The sequence below is a fragment of the Priestia sp. ABM2_011 genome, assembly GCF_056158845.1.
In genome coordinates this window covers 4,665,808-4,677,776 of sequence record NZ_JBSWUB010000001.1, presented here as the reverse complement: position 1 = coordinate 4,677,776, position 11,969 = coordinate 4,665,808, and the positions used below count along the sequence as shown (strand labels likewise).

The following is an 11,969-nucleotide window of genomic DNA, read 5'->3' as shown; positions in this document are numbered from 1 at the left end:
ACCAATAAGGAGAGAGTAACATGCGTTTATTACATACAGCGGATTGGCATTTGGGGCGAACGTTAGAAGGTCGAAGCCGTCTAGCTGAGCAAGCACAGTTTTTAGATGAACTGGCAGACATTGTGGAAGAAGAAAAGATAGATGCTATTCTCATGGCGGGAGATGCCTTTGATACGGTTAACCCTCCAGCAGCGGCAGAGCAGCTCTTTTACGAAAGTATGTCTAGGTTGAGCAACAATGGAAAACGTCCAATTATTGTTATTGCAGGTAATCATGATAACCCAGATCGGCTGTCGGCGGCTTCTCCATTAGCTGTTCATCAAAATATTACACTTCTTGGTTTGCCTACTACCGATGTAGAAAGCATTCACATTCCTACATCAGATGAAATATTAAAGGTTGCGGCTCTTCCTTACCCATCTGAATCAAGGTTAAAGGAACTGTTAGCAGAAGAAAATGATGAGCTGGCTCTTCGAAATTCATACGATGCCAGAGTAAAAGGTATTTTCGATAAAATGAGTGAGCAGTTCACAACAGATACCGTTAATATTGCGATGAGTCATATTTACGTAGCAGGCGGAAGTTCAACGGACTCAGAACGTCCAATTGAAGTAGGAGGAGCTTATACGGTGGCGGCAACTAGTTTGCCTGCTAATGCTCAATATGTAGCTCTAGGACATTTGCATCGCCCGCAAATGATCAATCGCGCCAACACCTTTGCAAGATATTCTGGGTCACCTCTTGCCTATAGCTTTTCAGAGTCAGGATATGCAAAGTCTGTTACCATTTTAGATGCTCAGCCAGGAAAAGAGGTTGAAATGACGGAAATTCCATTATCTAGCGGAAAGCCTTTGACGCGTTGGAAAGCAAAAAACGGATTGGCAGAAGTATATACGTGGCTTGATGAACAGAAAGATGCGCAGGCATGGGTTGATTTAGAAGTTCACGTAGAAGATGCACTTTCACTAGAAGAAATCCATCGACTTCGCAAGCTTCATGCAGGCTTTATTCATATTCGTCCGGTATTCAAAGCAGAAGAACTAGCACATGAAACACGTTCACAGCGCGAAGTGCCGATCGAAGAACTGTTTACAAAGTTCTACAGCAGGCAAACCGGCGGAGGGGCACCTGATGATGAGTTAGTCAAACTGTTTTTAACCTTGATTAACGATGAAGAAGTATCGGGAAAGGAGGATGAAAAATGAAACCTATTAACTTGACCGTTTCGGGGCTTCACAGTTTTAGAGAAAAACAAACTGTCGACTTTGAAGCGCTGTGTTCAGGCGGTGTGTTTGGAATATTTGGTCCTACTGGAAGCGGGAAATCCTCCATTTTGGATGCCATTACACTAGCTTTATACGGAAAAGTAGAGCGTGCAGCCAATAATACACAAGGAATTTTAAATCACGGGGAAAATGAACTGAAAGTATCGTTTACGTTCGAGCTGGAAAACGCTAGTCATAAAAAACGCTATACTGTTGAACGAAGCTTTAAACGGACAGATGAGCTGCGTGTGAAATCAGCTTCCAGTCGATTGATTGAAATCGAAGATGAAACGTACGTATTAGCGGATAAAACAAATGATGTAAACCAGCAGGTACAGGAACTTCTTGGTTTAACAATTGATGATTTTACAAGAGCTGTTGTATTACCACAAGGAAAATTTGCAGAGTTTTTATCGTTAAAAGGGACGGAACGTCGTCAAATGCTTCAGCGTCTTTTTAATCTCGAGCAGTACGGAGATCAGCTTAGTAAGAAAATACGCTATCAAGTTCAGCAGCTAAAAACAGACCTAGATAAAATCACGGCAGAACAAACGGGATTAGGTGAAGCTTCAACAGAGAAAGTAACAGAAGCCGAGCAGCTTGTAAGTGATAGCATTGTACTTTTGGAAAAACGAGAAAAAGAAGCGGCTGATTTGCAGGAACGATACGATCAGCAGGCATCTCTTTGGAAAGCGCAGCAGGAAAAAACACTGTTAGAAGAAAAACTAGTGCATGCTTCTAAGCAGGAAGAGGAGATTAAACAAAAGCAAGATTTGCTGACGAAAGCGCAGCAGGCAGAGCGTCTTTTTCCTTATTTAGAAACATTTGAACAAGCTGAAAAACAGCAGAAGCTTTATAAAGATAAAGTAGAAAAATTAAAAGTGCAAATTGTTCAGCAAAGTGAGGAATATAAGCGATCGAATAGCTTATATGAGCAGGCTCGCTTACAAAAAAATGAACAGCAGCCCAAATTAGTTGTTCAAAAAGAACAGCTTCAACAAGCTTCTGATCTTCAAAAACAAATTAAAGATGGGCAGCAAGAAGTAAAAGAAGCGGAAGTTTCTCTTCAGCAAAAGCAGCAGGCACTTCAAGCGAAAAACGATGAATTAATGGAAGCGGATAAGCGGTATCAGCAAGGCTTGGCTCTTCAAAAAGAGTTAAAAGAAGCATTAACAAAGGTGGAGATTCAACCTGATTATCGGCAGGCTGTTCAGCAAGCATTTTACCGTTATCAAGTATGGAATAATGATAAAAAAAATCTAGATGAAGGCCAAAAAACGTATAAAGAAAAAGCGGAACAGCTTCAGCATTTGCATACACAAAAACAGACACACCAAGAGAGATATCAGCAAACAATAGAACAAAGTAAAGCGTTATTTTCAGATATTCAAGGCTTGTATCATACTGTATGTGAGCGGGAAAAAGAGTTTCAGCAGCTTTTTCAACAAGCAGATCGTTTAATGAGCGATCTAAAAAGACGCAAAGAAAAAGAATGGTCACGCCGTCTGGCTCATCAATTAGCTGAGCAGCTGACCCAAGGAGAGCCTTGTCCAGTTTGTGGCTCTGAGCATCATCCTAACCCCGTGTTACACCAACAAGAAGATGACGTCACAACTGAGTCAGCGGATCAGTTCGAAGATCAAGTCAATCAATTGCGTGAACAGCGATTTAGCTATTCGTCGCTCAAAATGCAGCTTGAACAGCTAGCTAAACCTCTTGTTGAAAAAATACCTGAGTTAGCTGAGTTTATGAACGAAGCTGGCGAAGTTTCTGCTTTAGGAGAAATGGGTACAGATGCCTTTGGGCAGTATGCTAAGAAAATAGAAGTTGAAATCAAATCTCTTGAGCAGGATTATTTGCAGGTAAGTGAAAAACAGCAGGCAATTCTAGGGCAGGTACAAAAGGTCCAGCAAAGTCTTGAAAAGATTGAATTAGAGCTTGCTCATTATCAAAAAGAACAAATTGAATTAGAAGGAAAAGTCAATCAGCAAAAACAAACGTTACAAGCAGGAAAAGAAGCTTTTCAACAAGATTATCCTTCCTTTGTATTTGAAGAGATGGAAAAAATTAACGAACAGCTAAATGAGCGAGAAAAAGAAGAGCAGACAATAAAGGCTCGAATTGAAAAAAGCAGCATATTTTTTGAAAATCAGCAAAAGAAAATCGAAGGTCTAAAAGAAGAGAAATATGCGGGCGAAAAAGAATTTACAGAATTAAAAGCAATGCTGTCTCATAAACAATCTCTTGTTCACTCGCAAATTGAACGCTTGCGTACGCTTACAGATCAAGAAGATATTGAACAAGCGCTGCAAAAAACACTGCACTTACTTACGGAGTTAGAGACGAATGAACAGCAGGCGTATCAGCATTGGCAGACTGTTCAAAAAGCGTATCAAACGCTGCAAATGGATGAAAAAGCAGCGAGCGAATCTCTAGAAACAGCTCATATCCAGTATAAAAAAGCAGCTGAAAAATGGGAAGAAGCTATAGGAAATTCTTTATTCAGCGAAGGAAAAGAAGTTCAGCAAGCTTTGTTATCAAATGATGAGATGAAATTGTTGGATGAAACTGTTCAGGCTTATTGGGACAACATAAAACAGATGAAGTCATCAATTGAACAGTTAAATATCCAGCTGAATCACCAGTCCATAGAAGAGCAGCAATTTGAAGAAACTCAGCAGCTGCTTCATGATATAAAAGCAGCTGTAAAAGAAGCCGTTCAGCTTAAGGGAGCGGCTGAGCAAACGTTAAAAAGCGTCAAAGAACGACATGAGCGATTTTTAGTGCTTGAACAGAACCGTGAAGAAAAACAAGCTTTATTTGAACAATATCAGAAGCTTCAAACAGTATTTAAAGGGAATGCTTTCGTGGAATATATTGCTGAAGAGCAGCTGATGTCCGTTAGCCGAGATGCTTCAGAGCGTCTGGGTATATTAACACGTCAGCGCTATGCGATTGAAGTTGATTCACAAGGCGGCTTTATCATGAGAGATGATGCAAATGGAGGGGTGAAACGTCCGGTTTCAACTTTATCCGGAGGAGAGACGTTTTTAACTTCGCTGGCTTTGGCCCTTTCATTGTCTGCACAAATTCAGCTAAGAGGAGAATATCCGCTGCAGTTTTTCTTTTTAGATGAAGGCTTTGGAACGCTTGATGGCGAGCTTCTTGATACCGTGGTTACGGCGCTTGAAAAACTTCAGTCCAATAATTTATCAATTGGAGTCATTAGTCACGTGCAAGAACTTCGGGCTCGGCTGCCAAAACGTTTGATTGTTGAGCCGTCCGAGCCTTCCGGCAAAGGAACTAGTGTAAGAGTAGAAACTTTATAGGGAAGGAAATCTATATGAAGAAAAAAGACAGGCGAATAGGAACATGCGAATTATGCGGAAGGCAGGATGTCTTGACGACCGTACATCATTTAACGCCTAAGGAAATGGGCGGAGCGTTTGAACCGACGGCAAACTTATGTATTCCGTGTCATAAACAAATTCATGCGTTATACACAAATGATGAATTAGCCATTCGTCTTAATACGATTTCTTTATTACAAGCTGATTCTAAAATTAGCTCTTTTATTAAATGGATTCGTAAACAGCCTTCTTCTAAATTACCTAAAACCAAAAAATCAAACAGCCGAAAGTCCAAGTGAATGAAAAACCCCTTATCTGCTTTAGTAGCAAAGATAAGGGGTTTTTTTAAGCATTTGCCGCTATATTTTGATCGAATAAATCTGGATCTAACGTATTTGTTCCTGAAATGCCGTTATTTGTATTAACAAAGTTACCTGTATTTAAAGAGCCGGAGCCTGAGGCTGTTTTAGCAGCGCTTTTTGGAGAAACATAAAACGTATCTCCAAACGTTACGACACCGCCCCCGACGCTCGTGATACTAACGGGTCCGATTATTGCTGGCATGAGGTTCACACCCCTTTTTTTCGTGATATTAGTTTAGTATATGAGCCATTTCTTAAAAGGTTCACTCACTGCCGCTAGGTGCTGAGGCAGCTTTTTTCGATGTTCCGGCTTCAGCTTCCTTTGAAGGTTCATCGTTGATCAGTTCACGAATATGCTTAATGCGGGCTTCTGCATAAACATTGCAGGTCGAGCCAACATGAATAACTGACGAGAATGAGCACCCTTTTATATCAATTCTGTTAACGCGGATTAAAGGTATTTCATTCCACGTTTGAACGGGAATAGGTTCGTAGTCACCATGGGGAATAGGCTCACTAAAGATAGCATAATCATCAAAATTTCCTTCTCTGCCGTAGAAAAACGGATACTGTCTCCGATCAGCTAAAGCTCTATTAAGTAAGTGAATTTCTGTTGAATCTCCAATTTGGCAAAAGGAGCTCGCCGACAAGGAATTGATTTCTATATAATTAACAGAAGATGTGCGTGAAAGCATACATAAGCTCCTTTATGATAACGATAGTGGGACATAAGGGCCGATAATCAAAGATTCAGCTGGCGTATCAAATGTTGAGGATAAAGAGATATAGTTTGCATCACCAATTAAAAAAAGAGAGGAAGAAGATACGCCTGTAATACTAACGTCTCCAACAAGCAATTCGCGGTTTACAACGTTAAAGTTCATGAAGGGGGTCCACCTTTCTTTAAAGATTCAGGTAAATACGTTAAAAATGCGTCAATTCCTTTTTTCATATCTTCATAAAGTTTACCGATAATTTGCGGTTTGATTTGTTCGAAATTTCGTTCCATTTCTTCCGGTTGAACTTGCTGTATATAAAAAGTAATCCGCTGCTGCAGCTGCTTTTTAATATCTTCTAAAATAAACTCGTAGTACGATTCATCAATCATCATCGAGCGCTCATCAAGCACATGTTGAACCATAGAAAATCCATATTGATTAAGCTCATTTAAAATCGTTTCATGAATATCAGAGACCCACTGCTTTTCTAGCTGGCGATCCAATGGTTTTAAGCTGGGATTTTGCGGTCCAGGACCTCCGGGTTGTCCCGGCTGCTCACCTTGAGGCGGCTGCCCTTGTGGCTGAGCTCCTTGCGGAAATGTTACTTCTGGTTTCTCATTAATAATGATATCTTCTAAATTATCGGGTGTAAGAGGGTTTAATCCAATATTAAGTGTTCCATCTAAAGAATCAATTTTTAACTGTTCAAATTTATATTCAATTTTATCAATTTTAATAGGTGGCTGTTCACCTAACTCTTTTATTTTCTGCTGAAGTTCTTGTACGTTTTTTTCAAGCTGAGCAATTCGTCCTTCTTGCTGCTGAATATACGAAGACATTTGCTGAACATACTGATGTACCTGCTGAATATAGTCCATGTTATCCACCTTCAATCACCTCGATTTCCTTACCTTCTGATAAAGAAAATAGTTATATATATACATATGGCGCTGAAGGCTGTAACATGTCAGTCGTTGTCTCGAGCTGGAGGAGTTAGCGACTGTGAAAAAGGGGCTGGGGCGGCTCCTGCGCCGGTTCCTGGAGTAAAGGTAGAAGGAGAGACAGATCCAAGAATTCCTTTTTTTGTTTCGGTAGGTGCAGCGCCTGTAAATCCTCCTGTATTAAAGAGATTTGAGTTCGGTTTAATAACACCTACGCTTCCAATTTGAAGTACCGACGAGTTACTTACAGCACTAATCTTCATACTTTGAATACAGATACTTTGATTCACGTAAAAGTTCATAAGCATCCCCCTGTATGAGCTTCATTTCTATTATAGATTTCCAGCGACATTTTGGTCATTTACGTCATTGTCTGACGTATTGGTTGAGCTCTGCTGATTCACAACATATAATCCGTCACCTGTATTAAACGAACCTGCGCCAGCAAATGTTTTAGCAGTGGAAATAGGGGCTATTGTATAAACATCTCCAATATGAAAGACGCTGGCTGAACCAACACTGTTAAGATTAACAACACCAACAATGGCAGGCATAGGCAAACACCCTTTTAATTTAGTCTAGTAACAGCATATGAAGCCTAGATAAAAAGGTGATTAATGCTTTTTCCTTATCTATATGCAGAGGAGAAGTAAAACATTAAAAAGAGGAATGGAAATAGTAAACATTGAAGAAAAACTTTTGCGTTCGATATAATGTGAAGGCAATAATGAAATCATGTAAGGTGTGAAAGAATGAAACGTTTTAAAATGAATGCAGCTGATAAAGAACAGCGTATTGAAGCGGCGGATGTATTAAAAGGAATTGCCCTTATCGGTATTTTGCTCATAAACATGCCGAATTTTTATTCGCCTGCTTCGTATTACGACAATAATTTGTTGGACGGTTCAAGAATGAATTATGTTGCTAACGGATTAGTTGATCTAGTTGTAGGGCAGACAGGATACGCGCTGCTTGCTATTTTGTTTGGGTTTGGTTTTATGAAAATGTTCGAGCGTACATATGAAAGACAAATAAGTTTTACTCCTTTTTATGTACGAAGAATGGCGGCTTTGCTTATCGTTGGAGCCATTCATGCTTTATTTATTTGGCATGGTGATATGATTGTGATATACAGCTTTTTTGCTTTGATTATGCTGTTTTTTCAAGAAGCAAAGAAAGAAGTGTTATTAGCGTGGGGAACCGGAATATTTAGTATTTACGCTGTAATTATGACTGTTATTTTAACAGTAGCTGCTTTTGCTAATGAAGGAGAGACAGCGGCAGGAATTTACCAGCCAATTATTGATAAAGCTCTTCAAGTATATGGACACGGAAGTTTTGCATCAATCTTTCATCAGCGCCTGCTTGATTGGTACTACGCTTATAATTTAAATACGGTTCCTTTTATGTTTTTATCACTATTTCCGCTGTTTTTATTAGGCGGCTTTATAGCAAAAAGCGAATGGTTTAAAGAAATAGAAGAATATATAGTTGAGACAAAGTGGATTTGTCTTATTTCATTCATCGTATACGGAGCATCATCTGTATTGCCTTATGCTTTAGATCACAATGTAGCCACATCCTATATTCACGATACAATCGGAGGAACGGCAGGAGCAATTTTTATTGTAACGTTGGTTACATTAGCTATGCGAAGCGTATCTATTCAAAAAGTCATGCAGCCATTTGCTTTTTTGGGAAGAATGATTTTAACTAATTATATTGTCCAGTCTATTGTATGTACATTTCTTTTTTACTCATATGGATTAGGATACTATGGGCATATTTCAATTGTAGAAGGTTTGTCTATTGCGGCGATTATCCTTTCTATTCAACTGCTGGGAAGCTGGATATGGATTAGCCTATTTTTAGATGGGCCCCTTGAAAAACTCATTCGGTATGCTACTTATGGACGAAGTCGCTAAAAATCCTTTTCCTTCCTTTTATTATTGGTGAAGGAAAGGTTTTCATGATATGATATTTTCAGAAAGGACGTGAGATGAATGGCTCCACTACATATTCATGTAACGCTTTGGACATTATTGATTATCTCGTTTGTGGTTTCGTTGATTTTACATCGAGCAGGTAAAGCTAAAGGTCAAAAAATCTTACATATGGTAGCGAGACTTCTATACTTATTAGTATTAGTATCAGGTCTGCATATGTTAGCAGCTTGGTACCATTTTCAAGGCGCAGCGCTCATTAAAGGAATTGCCGGAGTGTTAGTGCTTGTGGGAATGGAAATGGTCCTTGTTCGTACTGAAAAAAGAAAACGTACAGGCGTTGCTTGGGCAGTTCTTGTAATTGCGCTTATCTTAGTATTCTATTACGGATATGTCGTACTAGGATAAGAAAAGAGGATAGGGCAAGAGTATTTTAGTTCAAAGAAAAACCGAAGTATTAATCAGAATTCTGATTAATACTTCGGTTTTTTTTCGTTGTCATGGTGAAAGTAAATTTAATGCGTGTAGGTGCTTCTAGCTGTTGATTGGAGGGCAAGGCGAAGACTCCTGCGGGAAAAGTGGCACAGGTGAGACCCCGCAGGAGCGTAAGCGACGAGGAGGCTCATCGGCCGCCCGCGGAAAGCGAAGCCTTGCACGGAAACCAATAGCGGTTTAAAAGCAATCAATACGAACTCATATATCCAATTTTTTCTTTTTAGATTAGGTTGATGAAGTTATGTCTCAAACTCTTTTCTTTTACTTTAATCTAAAAAAAGATTCATTGAACGTTCTCCATCGTTAACGGTATATTCAAATCGGTCTAGGTATTGCGTGCCTCGTTCGAATAAATGCTGAACGGCACAAATTTTTTCCTCATTGTCATAAATGATAAAATTAGCACCTTTTGTATCACCGTCTGTCGGTAAAAAACATAATGTGTTGTGACAGTAAATACAATCATAAAGAGAGAATTTTAATGAATTTAAGTGCTGAGTGAATGATAAAAAGGTCTCTTTCGGTAGTGATTGAAGAAGCTGTTCGTATGCATAAGGTAGCTTTTTAGTCAGTCTTAGCTTATCTCCATTTCGCAATAAATACGTTCCATCGTGAAGCTTTATTTGACGGTCATCAACCATAATGGCTTTTTCCCAGCGTGTATCAATAAGAAGTTCTAATGTCTCATCCATTACTTCATGAAGCATGGAAGCTTCGTCACTTTCATCTTCAAAGAAAATCCACTGTGAATCAACACATTCAACCGTACCAATCACGAAGGAACGCGGCTGATTGTTCATAGCTTGTTGTTTAGAATAATGATTCATAATCAAACCTCCGTGTGAAATTTATCCATATTTTTTTATTGCCTAAAAAAGCTCTCTTTATAACTGAAAAGTAAAAATAAAATATAAGGACAATTCAACTGTAACTACTGCGTGCATACAATGGCATTATTTCATTCATAAACAAGAGCGTGAAAGAAAGGATGATAAACGATGTGTGGTATAACGGGTTGGGTCGATTTAAAGCGATCGCTTTTAAATGAAACAGCAACAATAACAAAAATGGCTGACACTTTATCGAAAAGAGGTCCTGATGACACCAACGTATGGACACAGCAGCATGTTGCTTTTGGGCACAAACGCTTAGTTGTAGTAGATCCTCAAGGCGGAAGACAGCCGATGACGCGAGAAAAAAATGAACAGCTCTACACGCTTTGCTATAATGGAGAGCTTTACAACACGGAAGATATTCGGAAAGAATTACTAAAAAGAGGTTATCAATTTCAGGGACATTCAGATACGGAAGTACTTCTAACATCTTATATAGAATGGAAAGAATCATGCGTAGATCATTTTAACGGTATCTTTGCTTTTTCGATCTGGGATGAAGCCAATGAAAAGTTATTTATAGCACGCGACAGAATGGGAGTGAAGCCCTTATTCTATCGATCTTATGAAGGTGGAATTCAATTTGCATCAGAATTAAAGGCGATATTAGCTCATCCTGAGGTAAAAGCAGAAGTAGGATTAGATGGATTAGCAGAAGTGTTTGGCTTAGGACCTTCTCGTTCTCCCGGCCACGGCGTATTTAAAGAAATAAATGAATTGCGTCCGGCTCACGCGCTCACGCTTACGCGTAACGGGTTGAAGATTTGGCGATACTGGAACGTAAAAAGTGAGCAGCATACAGATAATTTAGCTGAAACAACAGAAAAAGTTAAATTTTTAGTGCAAGACGCGATTGTAAGACAGCTAGTGTCGGATGTCCCGGTTTGTACATTTTTATCAGGTGGAGTGGACTCAAGCGCCATTACAGCAATTGCTGCAAATGCGTTCAAAGAAAGCGGCAAGGGCTCCCTTCATACGTATTCTATCGACTATGAAGACAATGATAAATTTTTTAAAGCAAATGAGTTTCAGCCAAATTCTGATGGAACTTATATCAAGCTCATGTCCGATACGTTTCAAACAAATCATCATCGCTGCATTATTTCAACGGAGGACCTTGTGCAGCATTTAACAGAGGCTGTAGAGGTGAGAGATCTTCCTGGAATGGCTGATGTAGATTCATCGTTGCTTTGGTTTTGCCGTGAAATCAAACAAGATTTTGTCGTGAGCTTATCAGGAGAATGTGCAGATGAAATTTTTGGAGGATATCCGTGGTTTCACCGAAAACACGATTTGTCTTCGGATACTTTCCCGTGGATGCGCTCATTAGATGCTCGAATTGATTTGCTGCAAAGTTCATGGAGAAAGAAATTACAGTTAGAAGATTATGTACGTGCAAGATATGAAGAAACGTTAAAGGAAGTGCCTGAATTAGAAGGTGAATCGTTAGAAGATGCGCAGCGGAGAAAGCTGTTTTATTTAAATCAGGTTTGGTTTATGACAACTTTATTAGATCGTAAAGATCGTATGAGCATGGGAGCGAGCTTAGAAGTACGCGTACCTTTTGCAGATCATCGCCTTGTGGAATATGCATGGAATATTCCATGGGAGATGAAAATGACGGGCAATAAAGAGAAGGGGATTTTACGCAAAGCGCTTGAAGGAATTTTGCCTCATGACGTTCTTTATCGCAAGAAAAGCCCTTACCCTAAAACGCATAACCCAGCTTATACAAAAGCTGTAACTGTATGGCTTCAATCTCTTTTACAAGATAAACAGTCACCTCTTTATGAATTTTTTGATAAGCAGCAGTTAAAGCATATTATTGATACAGGCGGAGAAGGATTTAAAGCGCCGTGGTTTGGTCAATTAATGACAGGGCCTCAGCTGCTAGCTCATCTAGCTCAAATTCACGTCTGGTTTACTCACAATAATATTCAAATTGTTGAATGACAGGACCCTCTCAGTACAGAGGGTTTTTTTATAAAATCAGTCATCCAT

At 39.4% G+C, this 11,969-nt stretch carries 14 protein-coding genes; 7 read left to right on the top strand and 7 right to left on the bottom strand.

The window, feature by feature from the left end:
- Positions 1-20: 20 nt before the first annotated feature.
- The 3 genes from ACXAE4_RS24595 to ACXAE4_RS24585 are packed head-to-tail and all read left to right on the top strand — an operon-like array spanning position 21 to position 4,914.
- Complete coding sequence (locus tag ACXAE4_RS24595; protein ID WP_098625737.1) at positions 21-1,205, top strand: exonuclease SbcCD subunit D; 1,185 nt, start codon at positions 21-23, stop codon at positions 1,203-1,205.
- Positions 1,202-4,594: an AAA family ATPase gene (locus ACXAE4_RS24590; protein ID WP_098625739.1), complete on the top strand. Its 3,393-nt coding sequence runs from the start codon at positions 1,202-1,204 to the stop codon at positions 4,592-4,594. The genes ACXAE4_RS24595 and ACXAE4_RS24590 overlap by 4 nt, the downstream gene beginning before the upstream one ends.
- 14 nt (positions 4,595-4,608) lie before the next feature.
- Positions 4,609-4,914 carry an HNH endonuclease gene (locus ACXAE4_RS24585; protein WP_013081707.1) on the top strand — a complete coding sequence of 102 codons (306 nt, stop codon included), beginning with the start codon at positions 4,609-4,611 and terminating at the stop codon, positions 4,912-4,914.
- Positions 4,915-4,960: 46 nt separating this feature from the next.
- Here ACXAE4_RS24585 and ACXAE4_RS24580 read toward each other — a convergent pair whose 3' ends face one another.
- The 6 genes from ACXAE4_RS24580 to ACXAE4_RS24555 all read right to left on the bottom strand — a co-directional run bounded on the left by ACXAE4_RS24580 (position 4,961) and on the right by ACXAE4_RS24555 (position 7,191).
- Entirely contained in the window at positions 4,961-5,179 is a 219-nt protein-coding gene (locus ACXAE4_RS24580) for a spore germination protein (protein ID WP_013055353.1), read from the bottom strand.
- Between the two features lie 61 nt (positions 5,180-5,240).
- The gene (locus ACXAE4_RS24575; RefSeq protein ID WP_014461639.1) at positions 5,241-5,672 is read right to left on the bottom strand and encodes a spore germination protein GerPE; all 432 of its coding nucleotides are present in this window, start codon (positions 5,670-5,672) and stop codon (positions 5,241-5,243) included.
- 12 nt (positions 5,673-5,684) lie between these two features.
- Complete coding sequence (locus tag ACXAE4_RS24570; RefSeq protein WP_013055355.1) at positions 5,685-5,861, bottom strand: hypothetical protein; 177 nt, start codon at positions 5,859-5,861, stop codon at positions 5,685-5,687.
- Positions 5,858-6,574: a spore germination protein GerPC gene (gene gerPC, locus ACXAE4_RS24565; protein WP_098625741.1), complete on the bottom strand. Its 717-nt coding sequence runs from the start codon at positions 6,572-6,574 to the stop codon at positions 5,858-5,860. The genes ACXAE4_RS24570 and gerPC overlap by 4 nt, the downstream gene beginning before the upstream one ends.
- Positions 6,575-6,663: 89 nt before the next feature.
- A complete protein-coding gene (locus ACXAE4_RS24560) occupies positions 6,664-6,939 on the bottom strand; it encodes a spore germination protein GerPB (RefSeq protein ID WP_014461637.1) in 276 nt (91 codons plus the stop codon).
- Between the two features lie 30 nt (positions 6,940-6,969).
- Complete coding sequence (locus tag ACXAE4_RS24555; protein ID WP_013055358.1) at positions 6,970-7,191, bottom strand: spore germination protein; 222 nt, start codon at positions 7,189-7,191, stop codon at positions 6,970-6,972.
- A gap of 198 nt (positions 7,192-7,389) precedes the next feature.
- On the opposite strand from ACXAE4_RS24555, the gene ACXAE4_RS24550 reads away from it, so the two are divergent.
- The 3 genes from ACXAE4_RS24550 to ACXAE4_RS24540 all read left to right on the top strand — a co-directional run bounded on the left by ACXAE4_RS24550 (position 7,390) and on the right by ACXAE4_RS24540 (position 9,256).
- Positions 7,390-8,562 carry a DUF418 domain-containing protein gene (locus ACXAE4_RS24550; protein ID WP_098625742.1) on the top strand — a complete coding sequence of 391 codons (1,173 nt, stop codon included), beginning with the start codon at positions 7,390-7,392 and terminating at the stop codon, positions 8,560-8,562.
- Positions 8,563-8,640: 78 nt separating this feature from the next.
- The gene (locus ACXAE4_RS24545) at positions 8,641-8,988 is read left to right on the top strand and encodes a DUF1516 family protein (RefSeq protein WP_013055360.1); all 348 of its coding nucleotides are present in this window, start codon (positions 8,641-8,643) and stop codon (positions 8,986-8,988) included.
- Positions 8,989-9,121: 133 nt separating this feature from the next.
- Positions 9,122-9,256 carry a hypothetical protein gene (locus tag ACXAE4_RS24540; protein WP_255293414.1) on the top strand — a complete coding sequence of 45 codons (135 nt, stop codon included), beginning with the start codon at positions 9,122-9,124 and terminating at the stop codon, positions 9,254-9,256.
- A gap of 85 nt (positions 9,257-9,341) precedes the next feature.
- On the opposite strand, the gene ACXAE4_RS24535 is transcribed toward ACXAE4_RS24540, so the two are convergent.
- A complete protein-coding gene (locus ACXAE4_RS24535; protein ID WP_028412409.1) occupies positions 9,342-9,902 on the bottom strand; it encodes a DUF2777 domain-containing protein in 561 nt (186 codons plus the stop codon).
- 171 nt (positions 9,903-10,073) lie between these two features.
- Between ACXAE4_RS24535 and asnB the strand changes: the two genes are divergently transcribed.
- Positions 10,074-11,921 carry an asparagine synthase (glutamine-hydrolyzing) gene (asnB, locus tag ACXAE4_RS24530; protein ID WP_098113554.1) on the top strand — a complete coding sequence of 616 codons (1,848 nt, stop codon included), beginning with the start codon at positions 10,074-10,076 and terminating at the stop codon, positions 11,919-11,921.
- Positions 11,922-11,969: the final 48 nt, after the last annotated feature.